Source organism: Streptomyces sp. NPDC059255, from assembly GCF_042752355.1.
GTDB lineage: Bacteria > Actinomycetota > Actinomycetes > Streptomycetales > Streptomycetaceae > Streptomyces.
In genome coordinates, this window is the sequence record NZ_JBHYZP010000009.1 from 107,824 (window position 1) to 127,707 (window position 19,884).

The following is a 19,884-nucleotide window of genomic DNA, read 5'->3' on the forward strand; positions in this document are numbered from 1 at the left end:
ACCAGATGGGCCCCGCCGTACGGACGACGCACCGCGGGGCCCCTTCTCCACTTGGGGAACGCATGCGTATTCGTGCCACCGTCGCCGCTGTCTCCGGCGCCCTGGCCCTGTCCGCTCTCGCCGTGCCGGCCTCCCAGGCCGCGCAGCCCGGCGGCGACCGCCCGTCCGCTCCGGAGTACGGCTTCGCGGCCCAGCGCGGCGCCGCCGCCGCGCCGAAGGCCAAGGGACTCACGGCCGCGGCGAAGGCCGCCGCGGCCCCGGTCATCACCAAGACCGTGGTGAACGGCGGCAAGCCGATCGTCGTCGGCACCACCGCCACCAAGAAGGTCACCGTCGCGATCACCGCGTCCCACGCCTCGGGCATCGCCGACGCCGGCACGCTCCTCTGGATCGGCAAGAGCCTCGATGACGACGACGCCTTCGGCTTCGGTCAGAACGAGGACAACGCCAAGTGCAAGGCGGCCAGTGCCACCACCTCGACCTGCACGCTGACCGTCACGGTCGACCCGCTCCTGCTGATCAACACGGACGCCACGTACTGGAACGTCGGCGCCGCCGTGCTGGCCAAGGACGGTTCGGACGCCTACAACGACAAGTACACCAAGATCCGTTTCCAGCGGCTCTCCAAGCTCACCGTCAACGCCTCCCCGGAGCCCGTGAAGAAGGGCAAGACCCTCACGGCCACCGGCAAGCTGTCGCGCGCCAACTGGGAGACCGGCACCTACAAGGGCTACGCCACGCAGACGGTGAAGCTCCAGTTCCGCAAGAAGGACAGCAAGACCTACACCGACGTCAAGACGGTCAAGACCTCCGGCACCGGCACGCTGAAGACCACCACGACCAAGACCACGGCCTCCGGCTACTGGCGCTGGAGCTTCGCCGGTACGGCCTCGACCCCCGCGGTCAACGCCACCGGTGACTACGTCGCCGTGAAGTAGTCCCCGTCGGCATGAGGGGTCCGGCAACCGCCGGACCCCTGTGTTTCCACCTTGAGGACCCCAAGGCCGCCGCCGACGCCGTCAAGCAGGTCGCCTCGCAGGCCACCGCCTGACCAGCGGTAAGCCTGACGGGCGGCAGCCCGACGGACGACAGCCGGACAGGCGGCAACCTGACGGGTGACCGTCTCACGGCGACCGCCGAGCCCAGGCAGCTCCGCCGTCCGGGCTCGGCGGCCGACGCGTCGGGCGTACGTGCCAGGCGTCGGCCGAGTGCGACCCCAGGGCCTGATCCGAACCACAGGCCCTAGCCACGGGAGACCGGGGCCTGCGCCGGGAACCTGCGTCCCACCCACCGCCAGCACAGCTCCAGTGCCACCGACGCCACCACCGCGATCCCCACCGCGGCCCACGGCACCGCCGTACCCACCAGCTTCAGCGCGAAGAAGTGCTGAAGCGTCGGTACCGCCAGCACCACCAGGAACGCCGCCCCCATCGACACCACGAGGCAGATCCGCCACCACGTGTACGGGCGCGCCACGATCGCCAGCACCCACATGGAGACCAGGAAGAGCGTGAGCGTCGCCGCGCTCGTCTCCGCGCCGAGCGAGTCGGCTCCGGCGTAGACGTGCCGGGCCAGCAGATACGTGGCGAACGTGGCGAGGGCCGCGATGATGCCGGAGGGCACGGCGTACCGCATCACCCGGCGCACGAAGTTCGGCTGGGCGCGCTCCTTGTTCGGGGCCAGCGCCAGGAAGAAGGCCGGGATGCCGATCGTCAGGGTCGAGAGCAGGGTGAGATGGCGTGGCAGGAACGGGTACTCGACCTGGAAGCACGCCACCAGGATCGCCAGCAGCACCGAGTAGACGGTCTTCGTGAGGAAGAGCGTCGCCACCCGGGTGATGTTGCCGATGACCCGGCGGCCCTCCGCCACCACCGACGGCAGCGTCGCGAAGCTGTTGTTCAGCAGCACGATCTGGGCGACGGCCCGGGTCGCCTCCGAGCCCGAGCCCATCGAGACGCCGATGTCCGCGTCCTTCAGGGCCAGGACGTCGTTGACGCCGTCGCCGGTCATCGCGACCGTGTGCCCGCGCGACTGGAGCGCGCCGACCATCTCACGCTTCTGCTGCGGGGTGACCCGGCCGAAGACCGCCCCGGCGACGAGGGCGTCGGCCATCGGCTCCCGCTCGGCGGGGAGGTGCCGGGCGTCGACGGTCTGCTCGGCGCCCGCCAGACCGAGCTTTCCGGCCACCGCGCCGACCGAGACCGCGTTGTCGCCCGAGATGACCTTGGCGGAGACGTCCTGGTCGGCGAAGTACGCGAGGGTCTCGGCGGCGTCCGGCCGCAGCCGCTGCTCCAGGACGACGAGGGCGGTCGCCTCGGCGCCGGACGCGGCTTCGGGGGAGTCGAGAGCATGGCCGCCGGTGCGGCCGTCGCCCGTACCGGCGCGGGCGAGCAGCAGGACGCGCAGGCCCTGCCGGTTGAGGTGGTCGACCTCGGCGAGGGCGGGATCGCCCGTGGGCAGCAGGACGTCGGGCGCGCCGAGCAGCCAGCGGGAGGGCCGCCCACCGGCGTGCCCTCCGCCGTTCACCCCGCCCGCTCCGTTCACCCCGCCCGCTCCGGTCACTCCGCCCTCGCCGTTCTCACCGCCCTCCCCGTTCTCCTCGAACGCGGCGCCGCTGTACTTCCGTACGGACGAGAAGGGCAGCGCCGCCGTCACCGGCCACTGTCCGCGCTCGCCCTGATAGGCGTCGATGATGGCCTGGAGGCTGGCGTTGGGGCGCGGGTCGGACTCCCCGATCGCGCCGAGCACCTTCCGTACGTACGCCGGGTCCGCGCCCCCGAGCGGGCGCAGCTCGCTGACGTCCATGCCGCCCTCGGTGAGGGTGCCCGTCTTGTCGAGACAGACGACGTCGACCCGTGCCAGCCCCTCGATGGCGGGCAGTTCCTGGACGAGGACCTTGAGCCGGCCGAGCCGGATGACCCCGATCGCGAAGGCGACGGAGGTCAGCAGCACCAGGCCCTCGGGGATCATCGGGACGATTCCGCCGACGGTTCGGGCGATGGAGTTCTTGAAGTCGTTCTGCTTGACGACGAGCTGGCTGAGGATGAGCCCGATCGCGGTCGGGATCATCATCCAGGTCACGTACTTGAGGATCGTGCTGATGCCGTTGCGCAGTTCGGAGTCGACCAGCGTGAAGCGGGACGCCTCCTCGGCGAGCTGCGCGGCGTAGGCGTCGCGCCCCACCTTCGTCGCCTGGAAGGCGCCCCCGCCGACCACCACGAAGCTGCCGGACATCACGGGGTCGCCGGGACGTTTCAGCACCGGGTCCGCCTCGCCGGTGAGCAGCGACTCGTCGATTTCGAGGCTGTCGGCCTCGGCCACCACGCCGTCGACCACGACCTTGTCGCCGGGGCCCAGCTCGATGAGGTCCCCGAGGACGATCTCGGAGGTGGAGATCTCGGCGGGGACGCCGTCCCGCCGGACGGTGGGTCTGGCCTCCCCGATGACCGCGAGGCCGTCGAGGGTCTTCTTGGCGCGCAACTCCTGGATGATGCCGATACCGGTGTTGGCGATGATCACGAAGCCGAACAGGGTGTCCTGGATCGGCGCGACGAAGAACATGATCACCCAGAGCACGCCGATGATCGCGTTGAACCGGGTGAAGACGTTGGCGCGGACGATCTCGGTGGTGGACCGGCTGCTGCGGACGGGTACGTCGTTGACCTCCCCGCGCGCCACGTGCGCCGCGACCTCGGCGGCGGTCAGCCCGGTGCCCCGGCCGGCGGGCCGGGGCCGGGGCGGCTTCATGGGGTGTACGGGGTCCAGCTCGGCGCCCGCGTCGATGGCGGGACCGGCGGGGGAGCCGGGACCGGCGGGGGCCGGGCCATGGGATCCGCGGCCGTGCGGCTCCGGGCCGGGGGGCTCCGGTCCGTCGGTGTTGATCTTCGCCCGCTGCGTCATGTTCCGACCGTACGGTGACCAGGGCCCGTTCACCCGCCGGCGAGGGCGAAGATCCGACCCCGGGACGACGGTTCGGGCGCGGAATCGTCCTTGGGCAGTACGGCCGGGTGGGGGCGGTAGGGGTTCAGGTCCCGTCGGGGCCGGACGTCTCCGTCCCGGACCCGTCCCTCCCGGACCCGTCCTTCCCCTTCGCCGCTTCGGCGGTCGCCGCCGCGCGCTTGAGCGCCGCGTCGCGGCCCCGTACGTACCAGATCCCGATGAGGCCGAGCCCGGCGCCGGCGAGACAGGTCCAGATCCACCAGGCGTGCCCGTGGTCGCTGTACCAGCCGTAGAAGGGAAGCTGGACGAGGAAGAGGACGAACCAGATGATCGTGCCACCCGTGACGGTGCCGACGACCGGCCCCTCCAAAGGCTCGGGTGCGGCGCGCTGGGGCGTAGAACCGGTCATGGGCTCAGTGTAGGCGGGATGGGGGTCTACGCGCGGAGATAGCGATCTTCACTTGATCTGTTCATACTGAAACGGTTTCTTGATGTCTTGTTTTGTTCGTTTGAACATCCAATAGAAATCCAATGAACATACAAGTCTGATCGAGTTCCGCCACCACTGCAGTCCACCACTCCAGTCCGTCACCACTCCAGTCCCGGTCCCCCTTCCCCGTATGACGTTGAGGTTCCGCATGCCCTCCTCGGCCACCGCTCCGGTCGGTTCCGACGCCCAGCCGCCGACTCCCGGGCAGTCGTCCGGCGGGCTCGACGGTTTCTTCAAGATCTCGGAGCGTGGCTCCACGGTCGGCCGTGAGATACGTGGCGGCTTCGCCACCTTCTTCGCGATGGCCTACATCATCGTGCTGAACCCGATCATCCTCGGCAGCGCGAAGGACATGTACGGGCACCAGCTCGACAACGGTCAGCTCGTCACCGCGACCGTCGTGACCGCGGCCTTCTCCACGCTCCTGATGGGCGTCATCGGCAACGTGCCGATCGCCCTCGCCGCCGGCCTCGGCGTCAACACCGTGGTCGCGCTGCAACTCGCGCCCCGGATGAGCTGGCCGGACGCGATGGGCATGGTCGTGCTCGCGGGTCTGCTGGTGATGCTGCTCGTGGCCACCGGCCTGCGCGAACGGGTGATGAGCGCCGTACCGCTGGGACTGCGCAAGGGCATCGCGATCGGTATCGGCCTCTTCATCATGCTGATCGGACTGGTCGACTCCGGATTCGTCTCCCGCATCCCGGACGTCGCGCAGACCACCGTGCCGCTCCAGCTCGGCTCGAACGGGCATCTGCACGGCTGGCCGGTCCTGGTCTTCGCCCTCGGCGTGCTGCTCACCCTCACGCTGATCATCCGCAAGGTGCCGGGCGCGATCCTGATCTCCATCGTCGCGATGACGGTGCTCGCGATGATCATCAACGCGGTCACCAAGGTGCCGAGCTGGGGCCTCACCGTCCCGAAGTGGCCCGGCAACCCCGTCGCGAGCCCGGACTTCGGTCTGATCGGGAACGTCAGCCTCTTCGGCGGCTTCGAGAAGGTCGGCATCCTCACCGGGGTGCTGTTCGTCTTCACCGTGCTGCTCTCGTGCTTCTTCGATGCGATGGGCACGATCCTCGGCGTCGGCGACGAGGCCAAGCTGATGGACAAGGACGGCAACCTCCCCGGGATCAACCGGGTCCTCTTCGTCGACGGCATCGCGGTCGCCGCGGGCGGCGCCGGCTCGGCCTCGGCCAACACCTGTTACGTGGAGTCCACCGCGGGCGTCGGCGAGGGTGCCAGGACGGGGCTGGCCTCGGTCGTGACGGGCCTGCTCTTCACGGTGGCGCTGTTCCTCACCCCGCTGGCGACGATGGTCCCGTCCCAGGCGGCGACGCCCGCGCTGATCGCGGTGGGCTTCCTGATCCTGGCCGGTTCCGTACGGGACATCGACTGGAGCGACTTCACCATCGCCGTGCCCGCCTTCCTGGCCATGGTGATGATGCCGTTCACGTACTCGATCACCAACGGCATCGGCATCGGGTTCATCACCTTCAGCGTGCTGCGGCTGGCGACCGGGCGGGGCCGCGAGGTGCCGGCGGCGCTGTATGCCGTCTCGGCGGTCTTCGTCTTCTACTACGCGATGCCGGCGCTGGGCCTGACCTGAGCCGGCCCGGCCGGCCTGGCCCTGAGCCCTGGTGCGGGCCGGGGCGCCGGGCCGCCGCTACTGCACGCCGTAGAACCGCTCCGTCTCGTCGACGGCCGCTTTGAAGCGCTCGTCGAAGTCGTCACGAATGAGCGTCCGGGTCACATAGTCCTGGACGCTCATTCCTCGTTTGGCGGCATGGTGACGGAGCCGTTCGAGCAGCTCTCCGTCTATGCGCAGGCTGAGCACTGTCGATCCCATGCGCACCAGGGTCGGGGGAACGCGCGCTGCGGCGAGTCGCTTTCCGTGCCAGTCTCACTCGTACGAGTGATGTAGCCACCTGGTGAGAGGTGGGGCAGAGGTGTGGCACGCAAGTGGTATTTAGCTTGGGTAATGAGTTACCCTAAATACATGCCTGACCTGCCCCACGGTGACGACAACGAGAACGAAGCCGCCGTGAACGCCCTCCGCTCCGCCGTCATGCGGCTGGGCCGGCGTCTGAAGCACCAACGTGTGGACGAGTCGCTGTCCCCGACCGAGATGTCGGTACTGGGCACCCTCGCCCGCTGCGGCTCCGCCACCCCGGGCGAGCTGGCCCGTAAGGAACACGTGCAGCCGCCGTCGATGACCCGCATCGTGGCTCTGCTGGAGGCGAAAGGTCTCGTCAGGCTTGAGCCGCATCCCGACGACCGTCGGCAGAAGGTGGTCAGCCAGACCGAGCGGGCCGAGGCGATGCTCGAAGAGAGCCGCCGCAAACGCAACGTCTGGCTGGCGACCCTCGCCGAGGGCCTGGACGAGGACGAGTGGGCGAAGCTGCGCGCTGCCGCTCCCGTGCTGGAGAAGCTCGCCCATTTGTAGACCGCGCGCCGTAAGGAGGCGAACCCCCATTGAGTACGGGATCCGGAGCAGACTCCGCCCCCGCACCGAAATCCGCCCACGACAGCACCACCCGCTTCACCCGCATCACCCTTGAAGCGGACGACCCCGACTCCACGGGCTGTACGAACGGCACCCGCCGTACCGACGACATCGGTCGCACCGACGACATCGGTCGTACCGGCGACGCCGGCCGCACCGACACCATAGGCACCGACCTCACAGGCGCCGACACCATAGGCACCGACCCCGTAGGCAGCGGCCTCATAGCCGCCGACTCCGTAGGCTCCGCCGCCACAGGCGTCGACTCCGCAGGTACCGTCCCCACAGGCACCGTCCCCACAGCCGCCGACTGCACAGCCGCCGACTCCGCAGGAACCGACTCCGCCGAGAAGGAACCGGCCACCGGCGGCACCTTCTCCTCGCTGAAGATCCGCAACTACCGCTTGTTCGCGACGGGCGCCGTCGTCTCCAACATCGGTACGTGGATGTCCCGCGTCACCCAGGACTGGCTGGTCCTGAGCCTCACCGGCTCCTCCGCCGCCGTCGGCATCACGACGGCCCTCCAGTTCCTGCCGATGCTGCTCTTCGGCCTCTACGGCGGCGTCATAGCCGACCGCTACCCGAAGCGGCTGCTCCTCCTCTTCACCCAGGCCGCGCTCGGCCTGTGCGGCCTGGCCCTCGCCGTCCTGACGCTCTCCGGACATGTCCAGGTCTGGCACGTCTATCTGCTCGCGTTCCTGCTCGGCATGGTCACGGTCGTCGACAACCCGACCCGCCAGTCCTTCGTCTCCGAGATGGTCGGCCCGGACCGGCTGCGCAACGCGGTCAGCCTCAACTCGGCCAACTTCCAGTCCGCCCGGCTGATCGGCCCCGCGGTCGCCGGTGTGCTGATCACCACCGTGGGCAGTGGCTGGGCGTTCATGCTGAACGGCCTCTCCTTCCTGGCCCCGCTCGTCGGACTGCTGCTGATGCGCCCGCACGAGCTGCACAGATCCGTCCGCGTACCGCGCGCGAAGGGTCAGCTCAGAGAAGGGCTCCGCTACGTGCGCGGCCGTCCCGACCTGATCTGGCCGATCGTCCTCATCGGCTTCATCGGTACGTTCGGCTTCAACTTCCCGATCTGGCTGACGGCGTTCGCGCACGAGGTCTTCGAGGGCGGAGCCGGGCTCTACGCCTTCTTCAACATCCTGATGGCCGCGGGCTCCCTGGCCGGCGCCCTGCTCGCCGCCCGCCGCCGCTCCAGCCGGATCCGGCTGCTCATCCTGGCGGCGATGGCCTTCGGCCTGCTGGAGATCGCGGTCTCCTTCTCGCCGTCGGTCTGGCTGTTCTCACTGCTGCTCCTGCCGATCGGCATGATCGGCATGACGACGAACATCAGCGCCAACACGAGCGTGCAGATGGCCGCGGACCCGGAGATGAGAGGCCGCGTTCTGAGCCTCTACATGATGGTCTTCGTCGGCGGCACCCCCATAGGCGGCCCGCTCCTCGGCTGGGTCACCGACACCTACGGCGCCCGCGTCGGCTTCGCCACGGGCGGCGTGTTCTCCCTCCTCGCGGCCGCGGGGATCGGCCTGATCCTCACCCGGGTGGCCGGGGTACGGCTCCGGCTCGACCTGCGCGGCGGACGGCCGCACATGGAGTTCGTACCGAAGAAGGAGCGCGAACAGCTCGCGACGGCCGCGTGAGCGACGGCGGTGGTCCGGAGCCGGCGGGCGCCGGCCCCGGACCACCGTTCCTGTCAGTCGCGGGGGAACTTGTCGGTCTTCAGGATCAAGCCCAACTCGGTGGCGGTGAGGTTGATTTCGTCGCCGAACGTGACGGTCAGTTCAGTGGTGTAGTCGTCGCTCTTCGGATGTGTGAAGACGCGACACCTGCCGGTGTAGGGGTCGGCGATCAGATAGACGGGGACACCGGCGGCGGCGTAGGCGGCCTTCTTCGGACCGTAGTCGTTGGCGGCGGTGCTCTTGGAGATCACTTCGGCAATGAACTCCACATCTTCGGGGTTCCACTGTCCGTGAGCGTTCCGAGAGGCGCTGTCGGCCACTTTGGCGACATCGGGGCAGAATCCGTTGAGGTGTCCAGGGAAGTCGATCCGTACGTCCGACTTCACCTTCACCTCCCTGCCGAATTCATCCTCCAGCGCCCGTACGATGCGGCGGATGATCTCCCAGTGGGTGTCCCGTTGCGGCGACATGAAAATGCTTCCCCCGACGATCTCGACCTTGTATCCCTCGGGGACGGGCATGTTCTCGAGCATCTCGAACATCGCGTCCAGAGTCTGCACATTGCTCTCGTCGGCCATGTCGATCCTGTCGATGTCTACGACGGTCATCCTGGCGCTCCTCCCCGCTCCCGCGTGGATGCGGCAGCCGCGCGGTACAACGATACGCACGGTGACCGGGTAACGCCCTCTCTGTCATATGACAGCCTATGGCTGGAACACTCGTCTGCATGAGCATGAGACTGTTCGCCGCCGTTCTGCCGCCCCCCGCTGCCGCCGTCGAACTGGCCGATGCCGTACGGCACCTGCGCGATCTGCCCGGGGCCGACGGGCTGCGGTGGACCGGGCAGGAGGGGCGGCACTTCACGCTCGCCTTCCTGGGCGACGTGGACGAGGCGCTGCTGCCCGAGCTGACCCTACGGCTGGAGCGGGCGGCGTACCGGACCGAGCCGTTCCGGATCCGGCTCCACGGCGGCGGTCACTTCGGCGACCGTACGCTGTGGGCCGGTGCCGCCGGGGGCCTCGACGAGCTGCGGCTCCTCGCGGAACGCGCCGGTGCCGCCGCGCGCCGGGCCGGGGTGCCGATGGAGGAGCACCGCGCCTACCGGGCGCACCTCACGCTCGCGCGCGGCCGCAGGGGCGACGGTGTGGACCTCCGGCCGTACGTCGAGGCTTTGAGCGGCTTCGAAGGCAGGCCGTGGGAGGTGTCGGAGCTGGTTCTCGTGCGGAGCCGGCTGCCGGTCTCGGGGGTGGCGGGGGAGCAGCCGCGGTACGAGACGGTCCTGCGCTGTCCGCTGGGACGGGGCGGGCGGGGCGGGCGAGGACACCCGGGCGGCGGGAGTGTCGGACCTGCCCGTTAACCTCGACGTGTGGACCCGAAAACCCGTAACCGCGTCATGGCCGCCGTGCTTGTGCTGATGTTCGCGATCATCGCGGTGGCGGCCGCGGTCGGCTAGGCCCTGCTCGACAGGGCCCGACCGACCGCGACCCGCCACCTCTGCTACCGCACCGTCCTCGTCACGGCCGTTGGCCGAGGCGCTCCGGTCGCTACCAGGCGAAGGCCTCCGGCGACGGCCCCGGGCCGGGGAAGATCTCGTCCAGCGAGGACAGGACCTCCTCGGAGAGCGTGACGCCGACGGCCCGTACGGCCGATTCGAGCTGGTCGAGCGTGCGCGGGCCGACGATCGGGCCCGTCACGCCCGGCCGGGTGAGCAGCCAGGCCAGCGCCGCCTCGCCCGGGTCGATCCCGTGCTTGTCGAGCAGGTCCTCGTACGACTGGATCCGCGCGCGGGTGGCGGTGTCGGCGAGCGCGTCGGCGGAGCGGCCGGAAGCGCGCCGTCCGCCCTGCACCTCCTTCTTGATCACGCCGCCCAGCAGGCCGCCGCCCAGCGGCGACCACGGGATGACGCCGAGGCCGTACTCCTGCGCGGCCGGGATGACCTCCATCTCGGCCCGGCGCTCGGCCAGGTTGTAGAGGCACTGCTCGCTGACCAGGCCGTACGAGCCGAGGCGGCGCGCGGTCTCGTTGGTCTGGGCGATCTTCCAGCCGGGGAAGTTGGACGAGCCCGCGTAGAGGATCTTGCCCTGCTGGATCAGGGTGTCGATGGCCTGCCAGATCTCCTCGACCGGGGTGGAGCGGTCGATGTGGTGGAACTGGTAGAGATCGATGTGGTCGGTCTGGAGCCGCTTGAGGCTGGCGTCGACCGCGCGGCGGATGTTGAGGGCGGAGAGCTTGTCGTGGTTGGGCCAGGGGTCGCCGTCGCCGGCCATGTTCCCGTAGACCTTGGTGGCGAGCACGACCTTGTCGCGGCGGTCGCCGCCCTTGGCGAACCAGGTGCCGAGGATCTCCTCGGTGCGGCCCTTGTTCTCGCCCCAGCCGTAGACATTGGCGGTGTCGAAGAAATTGATGCCCGCGTCGAGCGCGGCGTCCATGATGGTGTGACTGTCGGCCTCATTGGTGAGGGGTCCGAAGTTCATCGTCCCGAGGACGAGTCGGCTGACCTTGAGTCCGGTGCGTCCGAGCTGCGTGTACTCCATGGCTCCACAGCCAACGCGTTCGAGCGCACTCGAAGCAAGCCCGGATGCTTGGCGTGATTCGCTCTGTTGACGCGGTGGGGTGGTGTGGAAGGCGCCGGACCGTGTGGCCCGGTCCGCCACGCGGGATGGCAGGCTGGGGGGATGCGTCTTCCTTCGCGTGGTCCCGGCCGCCTTCCGGGGGCCGTCGTCCGCCCTTCCGCCGTGGGCGGTGCCGTCGCCGTACTGCTGGGCGCGTCCGTGTTCGCGTCCGCGTCCGTGTTCGGGGCGGCCACGGACGCCGTGGCCGACGACGGGAAGCCCGACCGGAGCTTCACGATCAAGGACGAGCGGATCACCGAGTCCAGCGGGCTGGCCGCCAGCAGCCGTCACCCCGGCGTGTACTGGACGCACAACGACAGCGGTTACGGGCCACAGGTCTACGCCGTGGACTCCCGTACCGGCGAGACCGTCGCGACGATCACCATGCGGGGTGTCGGCAAGCCCCGGGACGTGGAGGCCATTTCCATCGGGTCGGACGGGAACGTCTACGTCGCTGACATCGGCGACAACCTCAACGGCACCTGGGACCACGTCTGGATCTACCGGTTCCCGGAGCCCGAGCAGCTCAAGGACGCGACGGTCCGGGCCACGCAGTTCACCGTCGAGTACGCCGACGGGCCGCGCGACGCCGAGGCGATGATGGTCCATCCGAAGACCGGCCGGGTCTACATCGCGTCGAAGAACGAGGACGGCGGCGGGCTGTACGAGGGCCCCGCCGAGCTGAGTCCGTCCGGTACGAACACCTTCCGGCGGATCGGCGAGGTGCCGTGGGTGACGGACGGGGCGTTCTCGCCGGACGGCGAGGAGCTGACGCTCCGTTCGTACTTCAGCGCCCGCGCCTACGCCTGGAAGAACGGCCGGCTCGGCGCGGACCACCGGGTGCGGGCGCCGATCCAGCGGCAGGCGGAGTCGGTGACGTACACGACGGACGGCAGCGCGCTGATGTTCGGCTCCGAGGGAAGCCTGAGCGAGGTCGTACGGGTGGACCTGAACAAGGGGTCGGGGTCGGGTTCGGGATCCGGGGGCGGTACGTCCGGCAGCGGCGATACGGGCGGTGCCGCCGCCGGGAGCGAGAAGACGGGGAACGCCACGTTCGGGGCGATCGTCCTCGGCGCGGGGGCGGTTCTGTACCTCGGCTACAAGCGGCTGCGCCGCAAGGGCTGAGGTCAGGGGCGCCGCGGGCGTGACCATGGTGATCACGGAGGTTCCGGCGGCTCGGCAGACGAGCGGCGGGTGAGCGACGGGGCACCGACGGGCCCCGGCGCACACAGCGACGGGGCCCGTCCGAACCACGAGAGACTACGAGAGCCGCGGGAGCGGCGAAGGCGTCCTCAGAGACGTCCAGAGACGTCCAGAGGTGTCAGAGACGCTCGATGACGTAGTCGATGCACGTCGTCAGCGCCTCGACGTCCGCCGGGTCGATCGCCGGGAACATCGCCACGCGGAGCTGGTTGCGGCCGAGCTTGCGGTACGGCTCGGTGTCGACGATGCCGTTGGCGCGCAGCGCCTTCGCCACCGCGGCCGCGTCGATCTCGTCCGCGAAGTCGATCGTGCCGATGACCTGCGAACGCTTCGCCGGGTCGACCACGAACGGGGTCGCGTACTTCGACGCTTCGGCCCAGCCGTACAGGTTCCGGGCGGAGGCGGCCGTGCGGCCGACCGCCCAGTCCAGGCCGCCCTGGGAGTTGAGCCAGGTGAGCTGCTCGTTGAGCAGGAAGAGCGTGGCCAGTGCCGGGGTGTTGTACGTCTGGTTCTTCAGCGAGTTGTCGATCGCCGTCGGCAGCGAGAAGAACTCCGGGACGTGGCGGCCCGAGCCGTGGATACGGGCGGCGCGCTCCAGGGCGGCCGGCGAGAAGACGGCGATCCACAGGCCGCCGTCGGCGGCGAAGGACTTCTGCGGGGCGAAGTAGTAGACGTCCGTCTCGGTGATGTCCACCGGCAGACCGCCCGCGCCGGACGTCGCGTCGACCAGGACCAGCGAGCCCTCGTCGGCGCCCGCGACCCGCTTGAGGGGGGCCGCGACACCCGTGGAGGTCTCGTTGTGGGTGAAGGCGTAGGCATCGACACCCGCCTCGGCCACCGGGTCCGGGTGCGAGCCGGGGTCGGTGGAGATGACGGTCGGATCGGTCAGCCACGGCGCGAGCTTGGCCGCCTTGGCGAACTTGGAGGAGAACTCACCGAAGGAGAGGTGCTGCGACTTGTTGTCGATCAGCCCGTGTGTCGCGACGTCCCAGAAGGCGGTGGAGCCGCCGTTGCCCAGGATCACCTCGTACCCCTCGGGCAGCGAGAAGAGGCTGCTCACTCCGGAGCGTACGGAGCCGACCAGGTTCTTCACCGGGGCCTGGCGGTGGGACGTGCCGAGGAGAGAGGTGCCGGTGGCGGCCAGAGCGTCCACCGCCTCCGTCCGCACCTTGGAGGGGCCTGCGCCGAAACGGCCGTCGGCGGGCTTGATGTCAGCGGGAATCTGGATATCGGCCACGGGCCGGAGCCTAGCCGTTCCCCAAACGGGACGGAAACGTGTCCGTCGGGTGAGACACCGCCGCTCAGACCCCCGTCCGTACCTCCGTCAGGTGTACGGGGAGGTCGAACAGGTCGTTCTGGGTGACCACGGGCTTGTTGCGCAGGTCCGACGCCGGTACGGCCAGGCGCAGGCCGGGGAAGCGGGCGTACAGCGCGGGCAGGGCCACGGCCGCCTCCAGCCGGGAGAGCGCCGCGCCAGGGCAGACATGCGGGCCGTGGCCGAAGGCGATGTGGCGGTTCGGGGTGCGGGTCGCGTCGAAGGCGCCGGCCGTCGGGCCGTGCTGCCGCTCGTCGCGGCCGATCGCCCCGAAGGACACGACCAGGGCTTCACCCGCAGGGAGGACGGCGTCGCCGACGGCGATGTCCTCCGTCGCGTACCGGAAGAGGACGTGCGAGGTGGGCGAGGACCGGCGCAGCGTCTCCTCGATCACGTTCTCCCACGGGATCGTGCCCGCCAGCACGAGCGCGCGCTGTTCGGGGTGGGTCTCCAGGGCGACCACGGCGTTGACGATCAGGCTGATCGTCGTCTCGTGGCCCGCCGCGACCATCACCATCAGGGTGTTGAGGATCTCGTCCGCGGTGAGCCGGTCGCCGTCCTCCGACGCGGCGATCAGCGCGCTGGTCAGGTCGTCGCCCGGCGCCGCGCGCTTCGCCTCGACCACCCGGGTGAACAGCTCCCCGAGGTCCGCCATCATGCGCGGGACCTCCTCCGGCGGCGTCTGCGTGGAGAAGAACTTCTCGTACAGCTCCTTCAGCCGGGGATGGTCCGCCGGGTCGACCCCCATCAGTTCGCTGATGACGCTCATGGGCAGGCGGTACGCGAACTCCGCCTTCAGGTCGACGACCGGCTCCCGCCGGCGTTCGGAGAGGGCGTCCAGCAGGGCGGACGTCAGCTCCTCGATACGGCCGCGCAGCCGCTCCACCCTGCGCACCGTCAGCGCCTGTGCGACCAGCGCCCGCAGGCGGCGGTGGTCCGCGCCGTCCACGGTCAGCAGGGAACGGCCGGGGTTGGCGAGCCCGATCAGCGCCCAGTCCGGCGGGATCTCACCGCGCTGCCACGCGCCCCAGACACCGATGTCCTTGACCAGCCGGGCATCGGTGAGGAGGCGCCGCGCCTCGGCGTGGTGGGTCACCGCGTAACAGGCCACCCCGCCCGGCAGCACGACGCGTGCCAGCGGGCCGGCCGCCCGGAGCGCGGCGCTCTCGGCGTCGAGGTCGGTGACGAGCGGATCGAGGACGACAGGTTCGGCAGGGACAGCAGGACGGGTGGTACGGGTGGCACGGGCGGTGTCGGGGGCGTCGGGGGAGGGACCGGGCTGTTGCGCGTGAGGACAGTTCATGGTGTGCCTCCGTGAGCAGTGCGGTTCCGTCAGCGGAAGGTGCCAGGACGCGGGGCAGGACGCAGGTCAGTACGCGGCCCCGTACGCCGGGGCGGGGGTGAAGATCACCGGCAGCTCCGCCAGCCCTCGCTGCCAGGGCGACCGGCGCCAGGTCAGCGCCTCGGTGGGGACCGCGAGGTCCAGGTCGGGGAGGCGGTCGAGCAGCACCTCGATCCCCGCGCGGGCCACGATCTCCGCGATCTCCTGGGCCGGGAACGGGCAGCGGTGCTCGCCGTGCCCGAAGGAGAAGAAGGCGTTGTTGCCGCCGGTGAGCGTGGAGCTGTCCGTACGGATCTGGGGGTCGTAGTTGGCGCCCGCGATCCCCAGGAGCATCAGGTCGCCCGCCTTGATCCGGCGGGTGCCGAGGGTGGTGTCGCGGGTGGCCCAGCGGCCCGCGACGTTCTGGGTCGGGGTGTCCTCCCACAGGACCTCGTTCATGGCCTCGGCGACGCTGTGCCGGCCGCCGGAGAGCGAGGCGGCGAACCGGTCGTCGGTGAGCATCAGCCGCAGCGAGTTGCCGATCCAGTCGGCGGTGGGCTGGTGGCCCGCCGCCATCATCACCATCAGGTCCTCGGCGATCTCCTCGTCGGTGAAGCCGTGCGGGTTGCGGAGCATCCGGGAGACGACGTCCTGGCCTCCCACGACATGCTTCTCCCGCAGCAGCGCGGCCACCGCCTCCGCGAGGAAGCGCCGGCCCGCCAGCGCGCCCGCGTTGCCGTCGGTCAGGTCGTTGAGGGCCTTGACGACGCCGGGGCCCTGTTCGTCGGGGAAGCCGTAGATCCTGGCGAGGACCCGGACCGGGAGGAGCTTCGCGTACCGGGAGATGATCTCCGTACGGCCCTCCGCGCAGAAGTCGTCGACCAGTTCGTCGGCGAACTCCTCGGCGTACCGCTTGAGTGCGAACGGGTCGACCGCCTCCAGCGCTTCGCTGATCGTCCCGGCCCGGTCGCGGTGCTGTTCACCGACGGTGTAGAGCACGGACGGCTGGTCCCGGCCGATCATCGGTGCCATCGGCCAGTCGTCGGGGACGTTGTCCCACTGGTTCCAGAGGCCGGAGTCCCGGCTGAAGAGCGTGGGGTCGCCGGTGACCTGGTGCAGCTCGCGGTAGCCGAGGACCAGCCAGGCCGGGAGGCCGCCGTCGAGGAGCACGGGGGCCACGGCGCCGTGGTCGCGCCGCAGCTCCCGGTAGAGGCCCGTGGGGTCGCTCTGGAGGCGGACGCCGCTGAGGGGCACGGCGCCGCTCCACGCCCCGCCGGCCCCGAATCCGCCTCCGTCCCCGGGGCCGCTGCCCGTGCCGTTCCCGGGGCCGTTCCCGGCTCCGTTCCCGCGTCCGTTCCTGTAGTCGTCGGGCGTGCTCACCGTGTGTCCTCTGAGCCTTCCGAGCCCCGTGGGGGCGTCGCGTCCGCCGCGTGCTTCGCGGCCATGGCGGACAGGGTGTGCAGGTGCTCCACGAGCGTGATCAGCACGTACTTGCTGGACGAACGGTCCCGCGCGTCGCACTCCACCATCGGCACGTCCGGCGCGATGTCCAGCGCCTCCCTGATCTGCTCCTCGGTGTGGAGCGGCCCGCCGAAGTCGTTGCACGCCACGATGAACGGCGTGCCGTAGTGCTCCAGCCGGTCGATCGCGTACCAGGAGTCGGCGAGCCTGCGGGTGTCGACGAGGACCACCGCGCCGAGCGTTCCGGAGAAGAGCCGGTCCCACAGGAACCAGAAACGTTCCTGTCCGGGGGCGCCGAACAGGTAGAGCACCGACCGCTTGTCGAGGGATATCCGGCCGAAGTCGAACGCGACCGTGGTCGAGGTCTTCTTCTGCAGCCCGTCGAGGTCGGCGAGTTCGTCGATCCCCTCGCCCGCGCGGGTCATCGTCTCCTCGGTGTTGAGGGGACGGATCTCACTGACGGAACGGACCATGGTGGTCTTCCCGACGCCGAAACCACCGACGACGACGATCTTCAGACCGTTGTCGGCGGTGCTGGCGAGGGACGGACCGGCCGGCGAGGGGCCGGCAGGCCGTTCAAAGGTTGCGGAGTCCAACGAGCACCTGCTCCAGGATGTCGGGATCGGGTAGCCGCCCGGCCGAGCGGTCCGTACGGGGATGACGAGCGCTGATCCGGCCCGTGTCGAGCAGATCGGCGAGCATGATCCGGATGATGCTGCCCGGCAGCTGGAGCTGGGCGGCGATCTCCACGACGGCCGTCGGGGTCTGGCACATGCGCAGGATCGTGCGGTGCTCCGACTGCATGCCCGGGGTCGGGGCGGACTCCGCGACCACGAGCGTCACCAGGTCGAAGGTGGCCGAGTCCGAGCGGCTGCGCCCTCCGGTGAGGGTGTACAGCCGGTCGGGGGAGTCGTGCCGCCCGGCGCGCCGCCCGGGACCGGTCGATCCGCCGAAGCCCGGGCTGCTCATACGGCGCCCGTGGCGCCCGTGGACGTGCTACTTGGAGATGAGGAGCGGGACGACGAAGGGGCCGAGGAGGGGGACGACGACGTGCGCGGGGGCGAGCTGAGGTACTCGCCGAGCTGCTCGACGAGTTCGCTCATGTTGTGCCCGACCAGGCCGACGTCGGAGTCCTCACCGGCGACGACGGCGAGGTGGGCGCCGTCCCCGGCCTCCACTATCAGCAGGAGGCCGCCGTAGAACTCGGCCATGGCGGACCGTACGCCGCCCTGCCCGTTGCCGAACTCGATGGACGCGCCGTGGGACAGACTCTGGATACCGGCGGCGATCGCGGCGAGCTGGTCGGCCTGGTCGACGGAGAGTTCGGGCGTACGGCAGAGCCTGAGGCCGTCCCGCGACAGGACCAGCGCGTGCCGGGCGCCGGGGGTGCGCCGGAGGAGGTTCTCGAGCAGCCAGTTGAGCTTCTCGTCCGTGGGTGTGGGGGTGCCGTTCATCGGGAATCGCCTTCCGGATCCGGGTGAGTGGTCGTGGCCGGGTGCTGCGGGTTGTCCCGTACGGCCTTGCGGAAGCTGCTGAACCGGGCCGCCTGGACGGCCGGGCTCGACGCAGGTGTGGGGGGAGTGGCGGGGGCGCCTTCGCCGGTACGGCGCATCGAGGCGGCGAGCGTACGGCCACGGCGCCGCTTGGGCAGCCCGCTCTCGCCGAACTCGATGGGCGGTTCCGGGGCGGCTTCGGGAGCCGGGCGCTTGGCCTTTTCGCGGGCCGGTGCCGGAGTCGGGGCCGGTGCCGGGGTCGCGGGCGGGGCAAGATCAGGGGCGAGATCAGGGACGAGGTCAGGGGCGAGTGCGGGGGAGGGAATGGGGCCGGTGCCGGGCCTGCGTACGCGCCGGGGGGCGGGCGGCGTCGCGTCCGCGGCCGTGGTCGCCGTCATGGTCGGCGACGTGTCCGCCGTCGTGGCAGTCTTCGTGGCCGACGTCGCGTCCCCGGTCCTGGTCGCCCTCGGGGCCGACCCCGAGGCCGCCTTCGGGGTCGCCGTCCTGCGGCGCGGCGGCTCGGCCGGGGCCGCGCCCGTCGAGCCGGTGCCCGTGATGTCGGCGCCCGTGGTGTCGGTGCCCGTCGGGTCCGCGCCGATCACATCCGTGCCCATCAGGTCCATGCTCGTCGGGGTCGCGCCCGCCGAGGCGGTGGCCGCCTTACTCCTGGCGCCCGCGCTCCTCGATGCCCGGGCCGCGGCGACCGTCGCCTGCCCCGTCAGCAGGGGCGCCTGGTCCGGTGCCCCCGCGCGCAACTGTGTGAGCAGGTCCTGAGGCAGCATCACCAGCGCGCCCGTACCGCCCCGCGCGGACGGCCGGAACGAGACCGTCAGCCCGTGCTTGCGCGCCAGCCGGCCGACGACCGAGAGCCCGAGCCGGGTGCCCGAGAGGCCGCTGAGGTCCGACGGCACCGTCGTGACGGCCTGTTCGGCGCGGCGCAGCTGGACATCGCTCATCACGAGCCCGCTGTCCTCGATGGTGATGACGATCCCGGCCGGTACCTCCTCCACGTACACGTGGACCTCGGCGGTCGGCGGCGAGAAGTTCGCCGCGTTGTCGAGGAGTTCGGCGAGGGTGTGCATGACGCCCTCGGCGGCGTGGCCGGCGATCGCGACCTGGCTCGTCGAGTGCAGTCGCACCCGCTGGTAGCCGCTGATCCGGCCCATCGCGCCGCGCAGGATGGACTCCATCACGATCGGCTTCGCCCAACGCCGTCCGGAGCGGGCGCCGGTGAGCACGGCGAGGGAGTCCGCGAGCCGGCCCGCCTGTGCGGTGCGGTGGTCGAGATGGAGCAGATCGCCGAGAACGTCCTCGTCGGTGTGGTGGTGCTCCATCTCGCGCAGGTCCGCGAGCATGCTCGTCGCGAGGGCCTGCATCCGCCCGGCGGCGTTGGCGCAGGCGGAGATGGCGGCGGCGCGGTTGGACTCGCTGCGGGAGGCGGCCTCGGCGCTGCGCCGCGCGTCGCCGACGGCGTGCCGGACGTCCTCGGCGGCCCGCTCGAAGTCGGCGTTGAGCTGCTCGATGCGCGTGTTGAGCAGGGCGTTCCGCTCACGGAGCTGCTCACGGGCCGCCGTGAGGTGTGCGACGGCGGTGACGGCGGCGACGAGCGCCGCGGCGGCGCCCCACGCGAGGGGGGTTCTGACCGCGTCGGGGGCGTCGGGGGATACGGCCCAGTAGCAGAGGAGGCCGCTGACGGCAGCCGATATCAGCAGGGCCGGGGCGGTGAACCGGAGTGAGCGGCGCAAATTCGGCTACCTCGGAGACGGTGCGGTGGGGGTGGGGGAGGAGTACGGATTGTGGCTGGTTTAGGCGTGTTCCGACAGGTTTTGCGCGGTTCTTGCCTTCATCGTGCTCTCCCCTTGAGC

The 19,884-nt window shown here is 70.5% G+C and carries 18 protein-coding genes; 6 read left to right on the top strand and 12 right to left on the bottom strand.

What is annotated here, in order from left to right; genetic code table 11:
* Nucleotides 1–62 precede the first annotated feature (62 nt).
* The gene (locus ACFXKG_RS14280) at nt 63–938 is read left to right on the top strand and encodes a DUF5707 domain-containing protein (RefSeq protein ID WP_384837306.1); all 876 of its coding nucleotides are present in this window, start codon (nt 63–65) and stop codon (nt 936–938) included.
* 304 nt (nt 939–1,242) lie between these two features.
* Here ACFXKG_RS14280 and ACFXKG_RS14285 read toward each other — a convergent pair whose 3' ends face one another.
* Nucleotides 1,243–3,900 (bottom strand): cation-translocating P-type ATPase, encoded by a 2,658-nt coding sequence (locus ACFXKG_RS14285; protein WP_384837309.1) that lies wholly within the window; start codon nt 3,898–3,900, stop codon nt 1,243–1,245.
* Between the two features lie 124 nt (nt 3,901–4,024).
* The gene (locus tag ACFXKG_RS14290) at nt 4,025–4,348 is read right to left on the bottom strand and encodes a DUF2530 domain-containing protein (protein WP_384837312.1); all 324 of its coding nucleotides are present in this window, start codon (nt 4,346–4,348) and stop codon (nt 4,025–4,027) included.
* 229 nt (nt 4,349–4,577) lie between these two features.
* On the opposite strand from ACFXKG_RS14290, the gene ACFXKG_RS14295 reads away from it, so the two are divergent.
* Nucleotides 4,578–6,032, top strand: coding sequence for an NCS2 family permease (locus ACFXKG_RS14295; protein ID WP_384837534.1), 1,455 nt, complete (start codon nt 4,578–4,580; stop codon nt 6,030–6,032).
* Between the two features lie 57 nt (nt 6,033–6,089).
* On the opposite strand, the gene ACFXKG_RS14300 is transcribed toward ACFXKG_RS14295, so the two are convergent.
* Nucleotides 6,090–6,272 (bottom strand): ribbon-helix-helix protein, CopG family, encoded by a 183-nt coding sequence (locus ACFXKG_RS14300; protein WP_365810157.1) that lies wholly within the window; start codon nt 6,270–6,272, stop codon nt 6,090–6,092.
* A 150-nt stretch (nt 6,273–6,422) separates the two neighbouring features.
* Between ACFXKG_RS14300 and ACFXKG_RS14305 the strand changes: the two genes are divergently transcribed.
* Together ACFXKG_RS14305 and ACFXKG_RS14310 are read left to right on the top strand one after the other, a co-directional pair.
* The gene (locus tag ACFXKG_RS14305; protein ID WP_384837315.1) at nt 6,423–6,869 is read left to right on the top strand and encodes a MarR family winged helix-turn-helix transcriptional regulator; all 447 of its coding nucleotides are present in this window, start codon (nt 6,423–6,425) and stop codon (nt 6,867–6,869) included.
* Nucleotides 6,870–7,312: 443 nt separating this feature from the next.
* The gene (locus tag ACFXKG_RS14310) at nt 7,313–8,575 is read left to right on the top strand and encodes an MFS transporter (protein ID WP_384837537.1); all 1,263 of its coding nucleotides are present in this window, start codon (nt 7,313–7,315) and stop codon (nt 8,573–8,575) included.
* A gap of 53 nt (nt 8,576–8,628) precedes the next feature.
* On the opposite strand, the gene ACFXKG_RS14315 is transcribed toward ACFXKG_RS14310, so the two are convergent.
* Complete coding sequence (locus ACFXKG_RS14315; protein ID WP_384837318.1) at nt 8,629–9,222, bottom strand: Uma2 family endonuclease; 594 nt, start codon at nt 9,220–9,222, stop codon at nt 8,629–8,631.
* 125 nt (nt 9,223–9,347) lie between these two features.
* Here ACFXKG_RS14315 and thpR point away from each other — a divergent pair, with 125 nt between their 5' ends.
* A complete protein-coding gene (thpR, locus tag ACFXKG_RS14320) occupies nt 9,348–9,971 on the top strand; it encodes an RNA 2',3'-cyclic phosphodiesterase (RefSeq protein WP_384837540.1) in 624 nt (207 codons plus the stop codon).
* Nucleotides 9,972–10,158: 187 nt separating this feature from the next.
* Here thpR and ACFXKG_RS14325 read toward each other — a convergent pair whose 3' ends face one another.
* Nucleotides 10,159–11,148: an aldo/keto reductase gene (locus tag ACFXKG_RS14325; protein WP_365810151.1), complete on the bottom strand. Its 990-nt coding sequence runs from the start codon at nt 11,146–11,148 to the stop codon at nt 10,159–10,161.
* A 141-nt stretch (nt 11,149–11,289) separates the two neighbouring features.
* Here ACFXKG_RS14325 and ACFXKG_RS14330 point away from each other — a divergent pair, with 141 nt between their 5' ends.
* Complete coding sequence (locus ACFXKG_RS14330; protein ID WP_384837322.1) at nt 11,290–12,351, top strand: WD40 repeat domain-containing protein; 1,062 nt, start codon at nt 11,290–11,292, stop codon at nt 12,349–12,351.
* Between the two features lie 196 nt (nt 12,352–12,547).
* Here ACFXKG_RS14330 and serC read toward each other — a convergent pair whose 3' ends face one another.
* The 7 genes from serC to ACFXKG_RS14365 form a co-directional block, all read right to left on the bottom strand.
* Nucleotides 12,548–13,666, bottom strand: coding sequence for a phosphoserine transaminase (gene serC, locus ACFXKG_RS14335; protein ID WP_384837325.1), 1,119 nt, complete (start codon nt 13,664–13,666; stop codon nt 12,548–12,550).
* A gap of 64 nt (nt 13,667–13,730) precedes the next feature.
* Nucleotides 13,731–15,047: a cytochrome P450 gene (locus ACFXKG_RS14340; protein WP_384837328.1), complete on the bottom strand. Its 1,317-nt coding sequence runs from the start codon at nt 15,045–15,047 to the stop codon at nt 13,731–13,733.
* A gap of 66 nt (nt 15,048–15,113) precedes the next feature.
* Nucleotides 15,114–16,319 carry a cytochrome P450 gene (locus ACFXKG_RS14345; protein WP_384837543.1) on the bottom strand — a complete coding sequence of 402 codons (1,206 nt, stop codon included), beginning with the start codon at nt 16,317–16,319 and terminating at the stop codon, nt 15,114–15,116.
* 122 nt (nt 16,320–16,441) lie between these two features.
* The gene (locus tag ACFXKG_RS14350; protein WP_384837331.1) at nt 16,442–17,122 is read right to left on the bottom strand and encodes an ATP/GTP-binding protein; all 681 of its coding nucleotides are present in this window, start codon (nt 17,120–17,122) and stop codon (nt 16,442–16,444) included.
* The gene (locus tag ACFXKG_RS14355; RefSeq protein WP_384837334.1) at nt 17,103–17,495 is read right to left on the bottom strand and encodes a DUF742 domain-containing protein; all 393 of its coding nucleotides are present in this window, start codon (nt 17,493–17,495) and stop codon (nt 17,103–17,105) included. The genes ACFXKG_RS14350 and ACFXKG_RS14355 overlap by 20 nt, the downstream gene beginning before the upstream one ends.
* On the bottom strand, nt 17,492–17,980 hold the full coding sequence (locus tag ACFXKG_RS14360) for a roadblock/LC7 domain-containing protein (RefSeq protein ID WP_384837337.1): 489 nt from the start codon (nt 17,978–17,980) through the stop codon (nt 17,492–17,494). Before ACFXKG_RS14360 ends, ACFXKG_RS14355 begins: the two co-directional genes overlap by 4 nt.
* Nucleotides 17,977–19,764: an ATP-binding protein gene (locus tag ACFXKG_RS14365; protein WP_384837340.1), complete on the bottom strand. Its 1,788-nt coding sequence runs from the start codon at nt 19,762–19,764 to the stop codon at nt 17,977–17,979. The genes ACFXKG_RS14360 and ACFXKG_RS14365 overlap by 4 nt, the downstream gene beginning before the upstream one ends.
* Between the last annotated feature and the right edge of the window lie 120 nt (nt 19,765–19,884).

What these genes read in the sequence shown, in the direction of transcription:
- ACFXKG_RS14290 (WP_384837312.1), bottom strand. Translation starts at nt 4,348, where the DNA reads ATGACCGGTTCTACGCCCCAGCGCGCCGCACCCGAGCCTTTGGAGGGG.
- ACFXKG_RS14295 (WP_384837534.1), top strand. Translation starts at nt 4,578, where the DNA reads ATGCCCTCCTCGGCCACCGCTCCGGTCGGTTCCGACGCCCAGCCGCCG.
- ACFXKG_RS14280 (WP_384837306.1), top strand. Translation starts at nt 63, where the DNA reads ATGCGTATTCGTGCCACCGTCGCCGCTGTCTCCGGCGCCCTGGCCCTG.
- ACFXKG_RS14305 (WP_384837315.1), top strand. Translation starts at nt 6,423, where the DNA reads ATGCCTGACCTGCCCCACGGTGACGACAACGAGAACGAAGCCGCCGTG.
- ACFXKG_RS14360 (WP_384837337.1), bottom strand. Translation starts at nt 17,980, where the DNA reads ATGAACGGCACCCCCACACCCACGGACGAGAAGCTCAACTGGCTGCTC.
- ACFXKG_RS14300 (WP_365810157.1), bottom strand. Translation starts at nt 6,272, where the DNA reads ATGGGATCGACAGTGCTCAGCCTGCGCATAGACGGAGAGCTGCTCGAA.
- ACFXKG_RS14340 (WP_384837328.1), bottom strand. Translation starts at nt 15,047, where the DNA reads ATGAACTGTCCTCACGCGCAACAGCCCGGTCCCTCCCCCGACGCCCCC.
- ACFXKG_RS14315 (WP_384837318.1), bottom strand. Translation starts at nt 9,222, where the DNA reads ATGACCGTCGTAGACATCGACAGGATCGACATGGCCGACGAGAGCAAT.
- ACFXKG_RS14285 (WP_384837309.1), bottom strand. Translation starts at nt 3,900, where the DNA reads ATGACGCAGCGGGCGAAGATCAACACCGACGGACCGGAGCCCCCCGGC.
- ACFXKG_RS14325 (WP_365810151.1), bottom strand. Translation starts at nt 11,148, where the DNA reads ATGGAGTACACGCAGCTCGGACGCACCGGACTCAAGGTCAGCCGACTC.
- thpR (WP_384837540.1), top strand. Translation starts at nt 9,348, where the DNA reads ATGAGACTGTTCGCCGCCGTTCTGCCGCCCCCCGCTGCCGCCGTCGAA.
- ACFXKG_RS14330 (WP_384837322.1), top strand. Translation starts at nt 11,290, where the DNA reads ATGCGTCTTCCTTCGCGTGGTCCCGGCCGCCTTCCGGGGGCCGTCGTC.
- ACFXKG_RS14355 (WP_384837334.1), bottom strand. Translation starts at nt 17,495, where the DNA reads ATGAGCAGCCCGGGCTTCGGCGGATCGACCGGTCCCGGGCGGCGCGCC.